General features: G+C 53.4%; 15 protein-coding genes. 12 read left to right on the forward strand and 3 right to left on the reverse strand.

The window, feature by feature from the left end:
- Positions 1–108: 108 nt before the first annotated feature.
- Positions 109–786 (forward strand): GntR family transcriptional regulator, encoded by a 678-nt coding sequence (locus QT231_RS18120; protein ID WP_215090821.1) that lies wholly within the window; start codon positions 109–111, stop codon positions 784–786.
- 216 nt (positions 787–1002) lie between these two features.
- A complete protein-coding gene (locus QT231_RS18125; RefSeq protein WP_308338229.1) occupies positions 1003–2196 on the forward strand; it encodes a DcaP family trimeric outer membrane transporter in 1194 nt (397 codons plus the stop codon).
- Positions 2197–2379: 183 nt separating this feature from the next.
- Here QT231_RS18125 and QT231_RS18130 read toward each other — a convergent pair whose 3' ends face one another.
- The gene (locus QT231_RS18130) at positions 2380–4179 is read right to left on the reverse strand and encodes a feruloyl-CoA synthase (protein WP_308338230.1); all 1800 of its coding nucleotides are present in this window, start codon (positions 4177–4179) and stop codon (positions 2380–2382) included.
- A gap of 143 nt (positions 4180–4322) precedes the next feature.
- On the opposite strand from QT231_RS18130, the gene QT231_RS18135 reads away from it, so the two are divergent.
- From QT231_RS18135 to QT231_RS18170, 8 genes are all read left to right on the forward strand, one after another.
- Entirely contained in the window at positions 4323–4826 is a 504-nt protein-coding gene (locus QT231_RS18135) for a MarR family winged helix-turn-helix transcriptional regulator (protein ID WP_308338231.1), read from the forward strand.
- A 153-nt stretch (positions 4827–4979) separates the two neighbouring features.
- Positions 4980–5591 (forward strand): TRAP transporter small permease, encoded by a 612-nt coding sequence (locus tag QT231_RS18140; protein ID WP_308338232.1) that lies wholly within the window; start codon positions 4980–4982, stop codon positions 5589–5591.
- Positions 5591–6910, forward strand: coding sequence for a TRAP transporter large permease (locus QT231_RS18145; protein ID WP_308338233.1), 1320 nt, complete (start codon positions 5591–5593; stop codon positions 6908–6910). The genes QT231_RS18140 and QT231_RS18145 overlap by 1 nt, the downstream gene beginning before the upstream one ends.
- A gap of 15 nt (positions 6911–6925) precedes the next feature.
- Positions 6926–7402 (forward strand): DUF3237 domain-containing protein, encoded by a 477-nt coding sequence (locus QT231_RS18150; RefSeq protein WP_308338234.1) that lies wholly within the window; start codon positions 6926–6928, stop codon positions 7400–7402.
- 66 nt (positions 7403–7468) lie between these two features.
- A complete protein-coding gene (locus QT231_RS18155; RefSeq protein ID WP_308338235.1) occupies positions 7469–8536 on the forward strand; it encodes a TRAP transporter substrate-binding protein in 1068 nt (355 codons plus the stop codon).
- A 97-nt stretch (positions 8537–8633) separates the two neighbouring features.
- Positions 8634–9464, forward strand: a complete 831-nt coding sequence (locus QT231_RS18160) for a p-hydroxycinnamoyl CoA hydratase/lyase (RefSeq protein ID WP_064233966.1) — start codon at positions 8634–8636, stop codon at positions 9462–9464.
- Positions 9465–9508: 44 nt separating this feature from the next.
- A complete protein-coding gene (locus QT231_RS18165) occupies positions 9509–10957 on the forward strand; it encodes an aldehyde dehydrogenase (protein ID WP_308338236.1) in 1449 nt (482 codons plus the stop codon).
- Between the two features lie 52 nt (positions 10958–11009).
- Positions 11010–12056 (forward strand): TRAP transporter substrate-binding protein, encoded by a 1047-nt coding sequence (locus QT231_RS18170; RefSeq protein ID WP_308338237.1) that lies wholly within the window; start codon positions 11010–11012, stop codon positions 12054–12056.
- A 276-nt stretch (positions 12057–12332) separates the two neighbouring features.
- Here QT231_RS18170 and QT231_RS18175 read toward each other — a convergent pair whose 3' ends face one another.
- The gene (locus QT231_RS18175) at positions 12333–13268 is read right to left on the reverse strand and encodes a 2-dehydropantoate 2-reductase (RefSeq protein ID WP_308338238.1); all 936 of its coding nucleotides are present in this window, start codon (positions 13266–13268) and stop codon (positions 12333–12335) included.
- Positions 13269–13686: 418 nt separating this feature from the next.
- Entirely contained in the window at positions 13687–14586 is a 900-nt protein-coding gene (locus tag QT231_RS18180; RefSeq protein ID WP_308338239.1) for a LysR family transcriptional regulator, read from the reverse strand.
- Positions 14587–14685: 99 nt separating this feature from the next.
- Between QT231_RS18180 and mdlC the strand changes: the two genes are divergently transcribed.
- Positions 14686–16272 (forward strand): benzoylformate decarboxylase, encoded by a 1587-nt coding sequence (gene mdlC / locus QT231_RS18185; RefSeq protein ID WP_308338240.1) that lies wholly within the window; start codon positions 14686–14688, stop codon positions 16270–16272.
- A gap of 74 nt (positions 16273–16346) precedes the next feature.
- Complete coding sequence (locus QT231_RS18190; protein WP_308338241.1) at positions 16347–17366, forward strand: TRAP transporter substrate-binding protein; 1020 nt, start codon at positions 16347–16349, stop codon at positions 17364–17366.
- Positions 17367–17416 lie beyond the last annotated feature (50 nt).

Below are 17416 nucleotides of genomic sequence, written 5' to 3' on the forward strand. Positions count from 1 at the left end.
GGTTATTGGATCCAAAGTAAAGGCTAGGAAGGTTTTTGCAGTCAACCTATACTTTCGTAGAGTCCGCGAGTGAATGGCTAAACAGTGTTGATATGAGAGAAAAATTAAATGAGTAACAACGATAAAAGTGTCGTCAGCCGACTGCGTAAATTGATCAGTGAGGGGGCGTATGCTCCTGGCGAGCGCCTTGGTGAAGTGGCGGTTGCGGAGCAACTTGGTGTTTCGAGAACGCCGGTAAGGCTGGCTTTTCGCACATTGGAGCAAGAGGGGTTGCTGCAGCAGGCGGGCAAACGCGGGTTTATGGTGCGCGAGTTTACCCAAGCAGATGTGCACTGTGCCGTTGAAGTTCGCGGGGTGCTGGAGGGCCTGGCCGCTCGGCATTTGGCTGAGCAGGGGCTGCCGCCTGACGTCGATAAAGAGTTGAGTTTTTGGATCCAAAAAGGAAAAAAGCTAATCGCCAAAGGATACCTTGTAGAATCCGATATCAATCAATGGAGTGAGCTTAATGCTCATTTCCACGGCATTATCATTCACTCTATCGGTAGCGGTGTCGTGGCAGATGCCATTGCACGAAATAATCACTTACCTTTCGCTGCGGCCGACTCGATCATCATTGATAGCGATGACCTGGAGCGAGAGTTTAAAAAGTTGCAGTTAGCACAGTTTCATCATGAGCTTATATTTCAGTCACTTAAGCGGGGAGAGGGGGCTAGGGCAGAAATGCTAATGCGCGAGCATGCGCTGATCGGGCTGCGTTACCCTGAGCTACTGGCCGATTCTGAATAAAAAGGCGACTTATTTAGTTACAATGTATAATTAAACAAAAGTATTAATAATACAAAATTATTAATATTCAATATCTTATGTAAATTTAAAGATGCATAGCCTCTATTTTAATTGACAGATGGAGGTTTTTTTCGCAGCTTTGGTACGTAATGCGGATCAGAGTTCGCATTGAGAACAATTACAACTAACCATCACGACCAAAAGCAGAGACAGACAATGAAAATTAACCACTTTGTTGCATGCGCCCTTCTCGCTCCCTGTGCGCTTGCTGTTCAGGCCCATGCGTTTGATGTGGTAGAAGCCGGACAGCCTATCGTGACCGGTGAGCCAAGCCGTGTAGGCCCACCCTGGAATCATCGATCAACGATTAATATTCCAGGCACCAAAACCGATATCGCCTTTGGGGGGTACGTTAAGCTCGATGCGTTTTACGACTTCGACTACGACCTGGGCACATCAACGGATCCTTACGCCGTTATGAACCCTGGCAATCGAACCGATGGTCGAACCAGCTTTACGGCCTATGAATCCCGCCTGAATTTCCGTACCCACACCGCGACTGACTATGGGCGTTTAACCACTTACTTCGAAGGGCATTTTGTGCCCGATGGTAAATTTGGGTTGCGCCATGCGTATGGTGAGCTGAACGGTTTTCTCGCCGGGCAAACATGGTCAAATTTCATGAGTTTCGTGGGCGGGACACGCACCTTGGCTCTCGGGGATCCTAAGGGCTACGCCTTTGAGCGGCAGGCACAGCTGCGCTATACCCAGCCTGTCGGGGAAGGCAGTTTCTCTGTTGCCTTGGAGAATCCCACCACGGTCATTGCCCGCAATGATGCTTCAGTGGCCGATGGGGAGAGCCAGCTTCCCGATTTGACGCTGCGCTATGAATATAAGCGTTTATTTGCGCTCTCCGGGATAGCGCGTCAACTTTCGACCAATAACATCACCAATACCATTGATGATGAAGTCACTGGCTACGGGGTGCAGGCGCAGTTCAATTTGCCCTTTAATGCGTCAACCAGCTTGCGCGGCAGTGCCACCTACGGTGAGGGAATTGGTAACTATATGGGCAACCCTGGCAATGTAGGGCACCGCAACGCACCTGACGTCTATGTGCAGGGTAACAACCTAGAAACTATTGAAACCCGGGCGTTTGGTCTCTCGCTTAACCACTACTGGACGGATAGCTGGTTCAGCTCTGTGGGTGTTTCGCGGCTTGAGCAAGACTTACCCGCAGCCTATGGCAGTCATTTCGAAACGCTCGACTACGGGTTTGCCAATGTGATTTGGGATGTTACCGACCGCATGTCAGTAGGTCTTGAGTACCAGCATGCTGATATCGAGCAGGGGAATGGGGTCTCCAATGATGCGAGTCGCCTTCAGGCAAGTGCTACCTTCCAATTCTAGCGAGATAGAGGTATTGGTGATGTAGGTGACTGACGACTGTTTCGACCAAGCTTTAGGCTGGCATTTCGCCAGCCTTTTTGATGCGGGTATAGCGGAATCGTATAATAAAGGCGCTTCTAGGATGCCTGTCTGTAAAGCAGGTTCTTAGAGGTGTCACTTAGCCATCCTGGCATTGATTCAGGCTTATGAAGGTGCTGGCAGGATAATGCGTGGATCCTGGGGTGGCTCAGCGTAGAGGCATGTCACGAGATCCGAGTAGCGCTCGCGCACTAACCGTTGGTTCACCGAGCCTTTATCGGTCAGTTCGCCACGGTCAACGGAGAGCGGTTGGTTGAGCAGTAGCAGGCGCTCCAGCCGCATAGAGCTTGACTGGCCGCGGCTGTGGGTTGCCAGGCGCTGGGCGAACCACTGATGCAGGTTGGCGTCTGTGGCCAGAGCGTCAAGAGGGGTGCCCACTTTGCCAAGCTGGTGCTCACAGGCAGGCAGGTTCAATACGACGATGCCTGTCAGGTAGTCGCGCCCTTCGCCGACCACCACGATGTCCTGTACCAGCGGGGCGAAGTGTTCCACAAGGTGCAGGCGCAGGGTGCCCACATTGACCCAGGTGCCGGTCACCAGTTTAAAGTTCTCGCTTAGCCGTCCATCAAAGATGAGCCCGCGCTCGGGGTAGTCGGGGTCAATTGGGCGCATGGCATCCCCGGTGCGGTAGTAGCCTTCGTGGTCAAACGCCTCGCTGGTTCGCTGTGCATCGCGCCAGTAACCTGGGGTGATGTTGAGGCCCTTAAGGCGCGCCTCCCACTTATCGTCCGTCGCCACCAGTTTCAGCGTCATGCCCGGTACAGGCTTTCCGATCAATCCCGGTATATCGCTGGGCTCTTCAGTGCAAAAGGCCAGGCATGCTTCGGTGGAGCCGAGGCCCGTCAACATGGGAACGGGGGCTCCGCGAGTCTGTTTGCCTAATGTTTCCAGAGCGGTGCGCACATGGGCGGGTAGCACGGCGCCCCCGAAGTGCAGCATTTCCAGGTCGCGGAAAAAGGCCTCACGCAGGGAGTCATCGTTGCGCAAATGCTCGACCAGCGCTTCGAACCCCTTGGGGACATTGCAGTAAAATGTCGGCGACACCTCGCGCAGGTTCTCGATGGTGCGCTGAACCCCCTGAGCGGTGGGGTTGCCATCATCAATATATAAAGAGCCCCCGTTGTGGATCGCCATCCCCAAAATCGTATTGCCGCCGAAGGTGTGGTGCCAGGGTAGCCAGTCTACTAACACCGGGGTGTGCCGCTCTAGAAAGCTCAGCCGTTTCGCTAGCATGGCTTGATTACTACATAGCATGCGATGGGTATTGATCACCGCCTTAGGCATGCCTGTCGACCCGGAGGTAAACAGTAATTTGGCGATACTGTCAGGCGTTACACGGGCATGGGCATTCTCCACAGCGATAGTCACTGGCGTCGCGGCGAGGGAATCAAAGGCCATGGCTCGCTGAGCGGGCACCTTGGCCACACAGGTGACGCCACTATCGCAAACGGCCGCCAGTGCCCGGCTAAAGCGCGCCTCCTCATCGACAAATAGCATCCCCGGGGTCACCAGTTCCACCACATGTCGCAGCTTGACGAAATCTTCGGATAGAAGCGCGTAGGAGGGCGACACCGGCACGTAGGGAATGCCCACATGCATGGCAGCACAGGCAAGCAGAGCATGCTCGATGCCATTTCCCGATAGCACCATTAGCGGACGCTCCGTCGACAGGCCATGATCAATCAGTGCTTGTGCCAGGCGGATTACTTGTGGCATTGCTTCATCGAAGGTTAGCGTTCGCCATCTGTGCCGACCTTCTTCGCGCTCGGCTAAAAAGGTATTCAGGGGTGTTGTGTTTGCCCAATGGGCAAGCCGCTGGGTCATGCTGTGTGGGTACGAGGGAACATCGCCTCCGTGTAGTCGGAACGCTTGTAAGGTGTTAGTCAGCGGAGGGGGGAGTGACATGAATAGCTCCATGGTAAAAAATCTTGGATTTGTTGTTTGCTGTCATCTTGGCGAATATAGTTATAGTTGTTAACTAGATGATTGGCTAGGATGCTGATTTAAGACCATAGTTGTAATTATTTAAATGAGATAGGAATTAACGCATGGCCATATCTAAAAAGAGCGCTTCTATTCAGCAGGTTGAGCCCGACGAAAAAGAGCCTACTTCTGTCGCCGGTCTGGTGCTTGAAAATCGCCTTGGTTACGCCTTGAGAAGGGCGCAGCTTGCTGTTTTTAAACATTTTAATGAGGCCATGCAGGAGCATGAAATACGCCCTGCCCAGTTCTCTTCGCTTGTGGTGATTGAAGGGTATCCTGGTATCACCCAAACCAATTTAGCCAAGGTGCTAGACATTGATCCGCCCAGAATAGTTAGCCTTATTAATAATTTGGAAGAGAGAGGGCTGGCTTTACGGGTGCGCTGTAAGCGAGATAAGCGCTCCCACGGGATTTTTCTTAGCAAAAAAGGCGAAGCCTTGACCGAACAGCTAAAAGAGCTGGCTGAACAGAGCGATATCGATGCAACTCAATCACTTAGTGAGATTGAGCGACGTCAGCTGCTGTCTCTTCTAGTGAAAATATACGCACCGGAAACCAGCGAGGAATAAAACTTTAGGCGTATTTTTGTCGGCAACGCTTGCATGCTCTCTCAAAGACAATTACTTATATTAAGTAACTAGTTTGGTTGTGACGCTCTCGCGGTGTATAGCGCAAGGTGGGTTTCAGCCATACAGCGAACTCCAAAAACAAGAGACGAAACGATGAGCAGCTTAGCGACGGTACCGACAATCGGGACTGCATTGATGCGCCGTAGCCTTGAGTTACCCTGTAGGGTTACCGCGATAAGCGGCGGCTTATTGATCGCAGCACTCGCTGTCATCACTGTCGTTAGCATTCTTGGCCGATGGGTGGCCAGTGCGCCAGTGTTAAGCGATATAACCATGCTGGCGTGGGTGGGGCCCATCACTGGGGATTACGAGCTGGTGGAAATGGGCACTGCCATTGCCGTTTTTCTGTTTTTACCTTACTGCCACCTTAGCGGCGGGCATGTCACGGTGGATCTCTTGGTCATGCATGCGCCGCCCATGGTTCAGCGCCTGCTCGCCGTTGTCGCCGAAACGCTCTTTCTGGTGGTCGCTGGGTTAATAACCTGGCGCCTCTATCACGGCTTGCTCGATAAACGTCGCTATATGGAAACCAGCATGCTGCTGGATATACCGCTCTGGTGGGGGTATGTCGGTGGGCTGGTGGGTTTCGCGCTGTTGACGCTGGTCTGCCTGTATCGCACCTGCGATGCGTTTACTTACAGCCCGCAACAGCCCGATTCGACTCAAGCTCAAGTTAAAGAAAATTCCGCCCAAGGAGACCTGTGATGACACCTCTCACGTTGGGCGCTAGCGGCTTTGTAGTTCTGCTATTCATGATGGCGGCACGTATCCCCATCGGCCTGGCCATGCTGGTGGTCGGTGCCGTAGGCATGATGCTGATCACCGGCCCAATGGGCATTTTAAATGGCTTAAAGTCACTTCCCTACGAACACTTTTCCAGCCATACGCTATCCATCATTCCGCTGTTCCTGCTTATGGGGCAGTTTGCGGCGAGAGCCGGCCTTTCCCGAGCCATGTTCCAGGCGGCCAACGACTGGCTGGGCCACCGTCGTGGTGGACTGGCGATGTCCACGATTGGCGCTTGTGGTGCGTTTGGGGCCATTTGCGGCTCTTCGCTGGCGACCGCCGCCACCATGACCCAGGTGGCGCTTCCCGAGATGGAACGCCAGGGCTATCGCGGCAGCCTGGCGACCGGTGCATTGGCAGCTGGCGGCACCCTGGGTATTTTGATTCCCCCCTCGGTGGTGCTGGTTATCTACGCGATCCTGGCCGAGCAGAACATTAACGAAATGTTTGCCGCCGCGCTGGTGCCGGGGTTGTTAGCGGTGTTCAGTTATATGCTCGCCATCTCGCTGTACGTGCGATTTTTTCCTGACAGTGCGCCGAGTAAGGCAAAAGCTTCTCGCGGCGAGCGTTGGCGCTCACTGCTGGAGGTGTGGCCCGGCGCGGCGATCTTTATCGTGGTGATTGGGGGCATCTATACCGGCGTCTTTACGCCGACCGAGGCTGCCGCCGTGGGTGCGGTCGCCACCGGTGCCTTGGCAATAACACGAGGCGGCCTGCGTTGGAGCGGCCTGCGGGACTGCGTTCTTGAAACCGCGGTGACCTCGGCGATGATCTTCTTTATCGTGCTCGGTGCCAGTGTTTTCAATAGCTTCCTTGCCCTGACTCAACTGCCGCAAATCACCGCTGGCTGGATTGTGGGGCTTGAGATCAGTCCCTGGGTGGTTCTGGCGGGCATTCTGTTCTGCTATTTGGTACTTGGCTGCTTTATGGACAGCCTCTCGATGATCCTGCTCACCGTGCCTATCTTTCTGCCCATCGTCACCGGAATGGACTTCGGTATGCCCGCAACCGATGTGGCGATATGGTTCGGCATTTTAGCGCTGGTGGTGGTCGAGGTCGGCATGATCACGCCGCCGGTGGGGCTGAACATCTTCATTATCCACTCCATGGCCCCGCGTATTCCCTTAACCGATACCTTTAAAGGCATCCTGCCTTTTTTAGCGGCCGACCTTATTCGCATTATTTTGCTGGTGCTCTTCCCCGCCATCTCGCTTGGCTTCGTCTACTTAATCAATTGACCAAGGGAGTTCGACATGTCTCGTGATGCATCCCAACGAATGCCGACAGCAACTTTTATCGCGCGCTTAACGGTCGACGTCGCTACCCCGCTGGAGCTCGGTGAAAACCCTCAGGGCAAGCGTCGCTTCATTGCGATCACCGGCGGTCAGGTGCGTGGTGAGCGGTTGAACGGCGTGGTTCTGCCTGGTGGTGGGGACTGGCAGACCCTGCGTACCGATGGGGTAGCCGAACTGCATGCCCGCTACTTTCTAGAAACCGATAGTGGCGAGCGCATCGAAGTCGAAAACATCGGGTTTCGGCACGGCTCGACTGAAGTCATGCAGCGCCTTCAGCGCGGGGAGCCCGTTGCCCCAGAGGAGTATTACTTTCTGACCACGCCGCGCTTTTACACCTCCAGCCCGGGATATGCCTGGCTAACTCGCACGATCTTTATCGGCGCTGCCGAGCGTACCCGGGAGAACGTTTTGATTGATTTATTCGCGGTGAATTAAAGCGCCGTGCTCAGTCGCTTAACCATTGACCACAGCCAACATAACAAACACAACGAGGTACTTTTTATGACACAGCAGGCAACCCCAAGGCTACACCGGCGTTTACTCGCACTTGCCATCTCCATACCTCTTGTCTTGAGCGTTGGGCAGGCCAGCGCCCAGGAGGCCGAGTACACGCTTAGGCTGCATCATTTCTTCCCGTCTTCGGCGCCCGTTCACCAGGAGTACTTTATTCCCTGGAAAGAGGCCATCGAGGAAGAGTCTGACGGGCGTTTGGAGGTTGAACTCTACCCTTCAATGCAGCTGGGCGGCACGCCTCCCTCGCTCTATGATCAGGCGAAAGACGGCCAGGTTGATATTATCTGGACTGTATTGGGCTATAACGCCGGTCGCTTCCCTAGGGCAGAGGTCTTCGACTTACCGTTTATACCGACCACAGGCGCTGCGACCAGCCAGGCAGCTCATGAGTATGCAATGACGTACATGCAGGATGAGTTAGCGGGCGTATACCCGATTGCTGTCCATACTCACAGCCCTGGCGCACTGCACACCAAAGAGACGCGGATTGAATCACTCGACGATATAGAGGGGCTAAAAATGCGTGGCCCCAGCCGGCTGGTGAACCGTTACCTTGCCAAGCTGGGCGCTGAGCCCATTGGTATGCCGGTCGCTCAGGCGCTGGAAGCATTATCACGGGGTGTTCTCGATGGAACGGTGATCCCCTTTGAAGCGATTACCGCCATGGGGTTAGCCGATATTACTACCGAACATACCGTCTTCAGCGGTGACAATGCGCTCTATACCACGATGATGATCGTGGCGATGAACCAGCATAAATACGATGCGCTGCCCGCCGATCTGCAAGCGATTATCGATGCTCACTCCGGCATCCAAGAGGCCCGCAAAATAGGTCAGATCATGGATGATGCCGACCAGGTACAGATCCAGGCCATTCAAAATGGCGAGCAGCCCGGCACCATTACCCAGCTTGATAGTGAGGAGACTGCCCGGTGGCAAGCCGTGGGCCAGGAAGTGGCTGACGAGTGGATCGCCGATGCCGAAGAGAAGGGACTCGATGGCGAAGCGCTATATAACGATGCCAGGCAGTTAATCGAAAAGTTCACCGCTGAGTAAGTTGCTAAACAGCCGCTTTCCAATCAGTAGTTTCTTAATAAATAGCTTTTGAATAAATAGCTTTATAAGTCGTTTGATAAAACCCAAGGAGTAAGAGATGAGCAAATACCAAGATCGCTGGCAAACCGTCAAGGTTAACGTCGAAGAGGGCATCGCCTGGGTGACGTTGAACCGCCCTGAAAAGCGCAACGCCATGAGCCCGACGCTCAACCGTGAAATGATCGATGTGCTGGAAACCATCGAGCTGGATCAAGAGGCCCACGTACTGGTCTTGACCGGCGAGGGCGAATCCTTTTCCGCCGGTATGGATCTTAAAGAGTACTTCCGCGAGATCGACGCCAGCCCCGAGATCGTTCAGGTCAAGGTGCGCCGCGACGCCTCTACTTGGCAGTGGAAGCTACTGCGCCACTACGCCAAGCCTACCATCGCCATGGTCAATGGCTGGTGCTTTGGCGGGGCTTTCTCGCCGCTGGTGGCCTGCGATTTGGCGATTGCCGCCGACGAGTCGGTTTTCGGCCTCTCCGAAATCAACTGGGGTATTCCCCCCGGCAACCTGGTCAGCAAAGCCATGGCCGATACCGTGGGCCACCGGGAAGCGCTCTACTACATCATGACCGGGGAAACATTTACTGGCCCCCAGGCAGCCAAGATGGGGCTGGTTAACAAAAGTGTACCGCTGACCGAGCTACGCGAAGCCACTCTCGAGCTGGCCGCTACGCTGCGCGACAAGAACCCTGTTGTGCTGCGTGCTGCCAAGATCGGCTTCAAAATGTGCCGCGAACTGACCTGGGAGCAGAACGAAGAGTACCTCTACGCCAAGCTCGATCAGGCGCAGCAGCTTGACCCCGAGCAGGGCCGTGCCCAGGGGCTCAAACAGTTCCTCGACGACAAGAGCATCAAACCGGGGCTGGAGAGCTACCAGCGATAGGTGCCGCATAACAATAATCGCCACCCTTTGAACGAGAGGCAGTCATGGATATCAATCTGTTAATTGGCAGTGAGCGCTGTGCCGCTCATCAAGACGCGACCTTTACGCGATACAACCCGCTTACCGGTGATGTCGTTACCCAGGCAGCGGCGGCATCTGCTGCCGATGCGGCTCGGGCAGTCGAGGCAGCGGCAAAGGCGTTTCCCGTTTGGTCTGCAACCGGCCCCGGCGAAAAACGCGCCAAGCTGCTCAAGGCAGCAGAGGTCATGGAAGCGCGGCAAGCCGACTTTATCGAACGCATGGTAGATGAAACCGGCGCTACGCCAGGCTGGGCAGGCTTTAACGTCATGGTCGCCGCCAGCATCCTGCGCGAAGCGGCGTCGCTGACCACCCAGGTAGGTGGCGAGGTAATTCCCTCTAATGTGCCCGGCAGCTTGGCGATGGGTGTGCGGGTTCCCTGTGGCGTAGTGGTGGGGATTGCTCCCTGGAACGCGCCGATTATTCTGGGTACCCGTGCCATCGCGACACCGCTGGCGTGTGGCAATACGGTGATTCTCAAGGCCTCTGAACAGTGCCCTGCGACGCACCATTTGATTGGTGAAGTGCTGATTGAAGCTGGCCTGGGCGATGGCATCGTGAACGTGGTGACCAATGCGCCGGTGCAGGCTGCAGAGGTGGTTGAGGCACTGATTGAGCATCAAGCCGTACGGCGCATCAATTTCACCGGCTCTACCCAGGTGGGGCGCATTATTGCCGAGAAAGCGGCGCGTCATCTTAAGCCGGTCTTGCTGGAGCTGGGCGGCAAGGCGCCATTCGTGGTGCTTGAAGATGCGGACCTGGACGCCGCCGTAGAGGCCGCCGCCTTTGGCGCCTTCTTCAACCAGGGCCAGATCTGTATGTCCACCGAGCGACTGATCGTAGTGGATGCGGTCGCCGACGCCTTCGTCGAAAAGCTGGCCCGCAAGGCGCAAACGCTGCGCGCGGGTGATCCCCGCGGCGAAGGCAATGCGCTGGGCACGCTGATCAATCGCGAATCGGGCGAGAAGCTTAACGCCCTGCTTGACGACGCCCAGCAGCATGGCGCTCGCCTAGCCTGTGGCGGCAAGGCCGAAGGCGTCATTATGCAGCCCACCGTGGTGGATGGGGTTACCAAGGCGGTGCGTCTGTATAGCGAAGAGTCGTTCGGCCCGGTAGTCGCAATGATGCGCGTTAAGGATGAAGAAGAAGCCCTGCGCGTGGCGAATGATAGCGAATATGGCCTTTCGGCCGCCGTATTCAGCCGTGACACCGCCCGAGCGATGCAGTTTGCCCAGCGCATTGAGTCGGGTATATGCCATATCAACGCCCCCACCGTGCACGACGAGCCACAGATGCCGTTTGGCGGCGTTAAATCGAGCGGCTATGGACGCTTTGGCGGTAAGGCCGGGATAGAGGAGTTCACCGATCTGCGCTGGATGACCATGCAGCTTGGCCCGCGCCATTACCCCATTTAGATAAGCGCGCGACATCATTTCTTTTAATAAGGCTATAAAGGAGTTCATTACAATGACAATAAAACCGACACTCGCCAGCCTCGTATTGTTAAGCGGCTTGTTGCTCAGTGCTAATGGCTATGCCCAAGATACGGTGACCCTGCGTTTGCACCACTTTGCTGCCCCGGCCACGCCAGTGCAGACCGAGTATCTGGAGCCTTGGGCTAAGCGACTCGAAGAGCAGTCCGAGGGAGCCATCAAGGTGGAAATATTCCCTGCCATGCAGCTGGGGGGCTCAGCGCCATCGCTCTATGATCAAGCCAAAGATGGGGTGGTGGATATCAGTTGGACACTGCTCAGCTATACGCCTAATCGCTTCCCGGAGTCCGAGGCATTCGATCAACCCTTCCTGCCCACAACGGGGGAAGCCACCAGCATGGCTGCCCATGAGTTTGCGACAACGCATATGCAGGACGCCTTTGAGGGCGTTTACCCCATCGCCGTATTCGCGCATACGCCGGGTAAAATCCATACCAGAGATACGTCTGTTGAGAGTGCTGACGATCTGAAAGGATTAGCCATGCGTGCGCCCTCAAAAACCATGAATCGCTACCTTGGCCTGCTTGGTGCTCAAGCGGTGGGTATGCCGATGCCGCAAATTCCAGAAGCGATTTCCCGTGGGGTGATCAATGGCCTGACGCTGCCCTTCGAGAGTGCGGCGGCATTGGGTGTGCTGGATATCGCCCAGAACCACACCTTTTTCGAGGGTGAGCAGGGTTTATATACGGCGATGATGGTGCTGGGCTTAAACCAAGCCAGCTATGACGCACTCTCGCCGGAACTGAAACAGGTGATTGACGACAATGCCGGGCTTCAAGAAGCGCAGCGTATCGGTCAGGTCATGGATCAAGCGGAAGAGAAGGCGATTGAAGCCATTGAAGCGAGTGGCGAAGGAGAAATGTTCTATATCGCCCAGGATTCACTGCAACCCTGGCAGGCAGCTGCCGAGACGGCTACGGCTCAGTGGATAGCCGACATGGAGAGCCGGGGCTTTGATGGCCAGCTGCTTTATGATGAGGCGACTCGATTGGTAGAGAAGTATACCGAGCAGACAAAGTAGATCTTATCCCGGCCTGCACTATCCAATTTGCCAAAGCATAGCGGGGGCTCAGCCTCACAGCGGATAACTATCTGATTTAGTTAATGCAATAGTAAGGTAACTTGGGGGGAGTATAGGTCGACAAGGTCATACTATGCTTACCAATAGCAAAAAACCGCCTTCCGGCTTACCGCTAGAAGGCGGCTTTACTTCTATACTTAAGCCGCACTCACCAAGAATTTTATCTTTTATCAGTACAGAAAAGCCTTAATTATACAAATCAACTGGTGTCGTGATTTATAAGTGCCAGTCAATATGCCTGACAAGCCCTAGAATAGTGCGGGTAACAGGCACTGGGATGTTGTGTTCTTCCGCACGACGTACCGCAGCACCACAAATGGCTTCAATTTCGGTAGGCCTTTCTGCAAGCACGTCCTGGAGCATCGAGGGTTTATGAGAAGTGTGTTGTTCCAATGCTTCGCTCACGGTTTTCTCTATACGCTCGCCCTGAACAGCAAACCCGCAGGCATGCGCGGTAGCACAAAGCTCTCCGATAATTTGAAATGCTAGCTCTCTAGTATCCGCATGAGCGCCTATTTGGCCTACGGTTGATCTGGTGACTGCGCAAAGGCCATTTAAAGCCGCGTTAAATATCACTTTTTCCCAGATTGCCACCTCTACCTGTGGATCAATAATCGCTTTTATATCACCACGTGCGAAGAGTTCAGGCATATAATCAAGTAGGGGTGGTGCAGTCGAGGCGGAGGCTAGCCTGACAATTCCTTCGCCATGAGATTCCACACACCCCGGCCCCTTCATGTCAGCAGGATAAGTGGTAATACCCACCATAATATTCTTGTGATCTACGAACTCCATAAGAGAAAGTTTGTTATCGAGTCCATTTTGTAGGCTTAAGAGGACAGTATTAGCGTCTATTGCTGAACGTATTGCTGCTATTGCCGACGTGGTGTGCATTGTTTTAGTGAAAACTATAATAAGGTCATAAGTTTTACTCACTTCCCAAGGAAAAAGCACCGGGATAGGGATGTACCGCTCACCTTTATCTGTCTTGAGCTTGAGACCATTCTGGCGCAAAGCATCAACATGCTCCGCATTAACGTCAATCAGAGTAACGTCCGCGCCGCCTTCGGAAAGGCTCCCTCCTATTAGTCCACCCATTGCTCCTGCACCAAGGATAGCGATACTAGGTTTTTGCCTGGTTTGATTATTCACTATTTTATCCTCTTAAAAATTCTGCTCTTGAAAATCGATACCGTTTAATTTGGCTGAGTTTTTTAAAAGGTGATCGAACATATTAGGTGGTGAAAACCGTGCTAATATTTCCCCAAATGCACGTTTCTGATTCATTACTTATACTGGATTGCTTTCCCATAAATCAAATAAATAAATTATAGATTGTTCATAAATAATATCTATATTAATTGCTCATCATCATCTATGGGCCATGCCACAAAGCTAAGCTATAAAATGCGCAAAAATTAATATATCAATGATGATGTGTTGAAGTTGTTGATTATAAGAGAGAAATTTCTCTATGCGAGATGGTCGGGCAGCGGTGCCACTTACAGCTGAATGTTCGAGAGTTGGCTTTATTTCCACACGATTTATATCAAACTAGCCTGCTAAAAAATCAATTTCCTGCGGTAATAGCGTTAATGATGCTTTTACAAAACCAACGTTGAGCGGGCGAACGCGAAGTGTGTGCCTGCCAGTAAAGTGTTACATCGAATGGAGGCACTTCGAATGGTAATTCAAGTGCTTTTAGTGGTGCTTCATTCACAAAGGCAGAAGCAATTTGCTGAGGCAAAATTACCACCAAATCGCTCTTTTGCAGGACTCTCGGTAAAATAGAGAAATGGGGCACCACGAGGCTAACCTTGCGCTTCAACCCTAGCCTTGCCAGCACATCTTCAGCCAGGCCATGCCCTGACGAAGCAGCAACCACAGCATGCTTAGCATCCATAAATTGCTCCAAGCTGAGGTGGTCATCAATACTTGGATGATGACGATTCAACAGGCAAACGTATCGCTCCTTGAGAATGATTTGGCGCTCCACGCCAGAGGCAGTAATAGGCCTGCTACAGATGACCGCATTAACCTTCCCTGCTGCCAACCACTCTTCGACCTTATCGATTTCCAGAGCAATGACTTCAAGCTCAACATTTGGCGCTTCGGTATGCATATGAGAGAGAATGCGTGGCAATAGTGCCAGCTCGCCGAGGTCAGTAAGGGCTAGTCGAAATCGTCTGTGTGAAGAGCGCGGGACAAAATCGCGATTTTCCTCCAGCGTACTGTCGATCTGGGCTAGCGAGTCGCGCAGCGTTGGGTAGAGCTGAATCGCTGTGAAGGTCGGCTCCATGCCGTCGCGAGAACGTACGAAAAGGCGGTCGTCAAACAGGTCGCGCAATCTCGATAGCGCGTAGCTCACTGACGGCTGAGTGACGTTCAAACGATCCGCTGCCACCGTTACGCTACGGGCATCAAAGAGAGTGACAAATACCCGGACTAGATTAAGATCAATAGCGGACATATTATAGATACCATTTATATTTTATAGAGCATATATTTATTTGATAGATGTTTAAAGGCCAATTAGTGTGAAACAAACGTCTTCACACTAGAGCCAAGCATGCCAACCGTACACTCTATTACTTACCAGCTTCTCCGCCGACAGGGACTCAACACTGTTTTCGGTAACCCCGGCTCCAATGAACTGCCGTTCCTCAAGCGCTTTCCTGAAGATTTCCGTTATGTCCTTGGCCTTCATGAAGGTGTAGTCGTTGGCATGGCTGACGGTTACTCCCTGGCCACCGGCCAGCCGGTGCTGGTCAACTTACATGCAGCCGCGGGTACCGGCAATGCGATGGGAGCACTGACCAATGCTTGGTACTCTCATTCACCGCTGGTCATTACGGCAGGCCAACAGGCGCGTTCGTTAATCGGTGTTGAGGCGATGCTGGCTAATGTTGATGCATCGTCACTACCACGCCCATTGGTTAAGTGGAGTTACGAGCCGGCCTGTGCAGAGGATGTGCCGCGTACGTTGAGCCAGGCGATTCATATGGCTAATCTACCAGCCCGTGGACCGGTCTATGTCTCGATTCCTTATGACGACTGGGATCATGAACTGGAAGGTGACGCAGCCCAAGTCGTTGAGCGCGACGTTAGCCATGCCGGTTTACCTTCAGCCGCCCAACTGGAAGCTTTGGCTGAAAATCTCAATCAAGCTCACAGCCCTGTGTTGGTATTAGGGCCTGAGGTTGATGCTGTGCGTGCCAATTCACTGGCCGTGGAACTGAGCGAACGACTCTGTATGCCGGTGTGGGTGGCACCGTCTGCTTCGCGCTGCCCGTTTCCGACACGCCATGCCTGTTTCCGCGGAGTGTTACCAGCGGCCATTTCGGGAATTTCGGATAAGCTGGATGGTCATGATTTGATACTGGTGATCGGTGCCCCGGTGTTTCGCTATCACCAATATTCGCCGGGCCGTTACTTACCCCAAGGCGCGAAACTGTTGCACTTGACCGGCGACGTGCAGGAGGCCGCACGCGCCCCGGTGGGCGATGCTCTGGTTGGCGACATTCATGCCACTCTTGAGGCTCTGCTGCCACTATTGGCACAAAGTGACCGTGTTCTGCCCAACCCCCTTCCTTTGCCACCACCTCAGGCGGTTTCCTCTGGACGTCTAGCCCCGGAGAGTGTCTTTGACTCCCTTAATGCCCTAGCGCCAGAGGATGCGATCTACGTTAAAGAGTCGACGTCGACAGTGACTGCTTTCTGGCAACGCGTTGAAATGCGCCACCCTGGAAGCTACTTCTTCCCGGCGGCAGGGGGGCTCGGGTTTGGCTTGCCTGCTGCAGTGGGCGTGCAACTAGCTCAACCCGATCGGCAGGTGATTGCAGTCATTGGTGACGGTTCAGCGAACTATGCTATCAGCGCTTTGTGGAGCGCCGCTCAGTACAACGTTCCGGTGGTATTTATCATTCTCAAGAACGACACCTATGGAGCGCTACGCTGGTTCTCGCGGCTGCTGGATGCAGAAGACGCTCCAGGGCTCGACGTGCCAGGGCTGGATTTTTGTGAATTGGCTCAGGGGTACGGTGTTGAGGCGGTTCGTACTGAGACGCTTGAGTCCTTCGAGGACGCGCTACGCCGGGCGCTGGATGCTTCCCGCCCGATATTACTGGAGGTGCCGACAACAACGATAGAACCTTGATACGAAGCTACACCCAGAGGGCGTGGTGATCACGCCAAATAATGAAGGCAATAACAATGACAGAGAGAACCCTCATGAAAAAAACAATATCGCCACTGTTACTCAGCCTATCAACTGTAGGTCTTTGTGCTTCGGTTAATGCTGATACAACACTACGCATGTCTCACCTGTGGCCTGCTGGCTCGACGGTTAACAAGGAAGTTTATCAAGCCTGGGCACAAAAAGTAGAGCAGGAGTCTGACGGCCAGTTAAAAGTAGAAATCTATCCTTCCCAGACTTTGAGCAAGGCTGACCAAGCTTACGAATCGGCGGTTAATGGCGTGGCTGACATTGCCATCGCTGTACAAGGCTATACCTCCGGTCGCTTCCCTCTCTCCGAGATCGTGCAACTTCCTGGCGTATCCACTAGCGCATCGCAAGGGGCCTGTATTTTACAAACGCTCTATGATGAAGGTGACATAGCGGAGGAGTATGAAGATGCCCATACGCTATTTTTATTCACCACCGGGCCAGCCTATTTACATACACAAGATTCCGAAATTAAAACGCCTGCTGATTTAGAAGGTCTTAGGATGCGGCACCCCAGCGAGGTAGCAGGAGAAATGCTCACAAGTATGGGCGCGCACCCAGTGGGTATTCCTGCACCAGATATTTATACGTCACTGCAGCGTGGCGTGATAGATGGATTAAGTTTCCCCTGGGAAGCCATGACGGTGTTTCGTATCAATGAGTTAGTGAATCATCACTTGGAGTTGCCATATTATACAGGCACGTTCGTAGCCACTATGAATAAAGCCTCTTATGATCGCCTCTCTCCCGAACTAAAAGCAGTGATTGATAATAATAGTGGTATGGCATGGGCTAGTAAGGCCGGTCAAGTATTTGATGGTATTGATAAAACTGGGCGTGAAGAGGCTATGGCTCAAGGTGATACCATCTATGCAGTGGAAGATCCACTCAATGACCCCGCCTGGGCTCCCCCTCTTAAGCAAGGCACTGAGAACTACCTTGAGCGTCTTGAGCAAAGGGGCTTGGATAGCGCTCGTTCTGTCTACGAGAAAGCTCTGACGTTACGCGATCAGTGTGAAAAATAAGTATTGGCGCAACGGTAGTCAGCCTTACCATTTACATTATAGGAATACGC

Origin of the sequence: Halomonas sp. SpR1, from assembly GCF_031010175.1 — a bacterium.
In the GTDB taxonomy this organism is placed as follows: Bacteria; Pseudomonadota; Gammaproteobacteria; order Pseudomonadales; family Halomonadaceae; genus Vreelandella.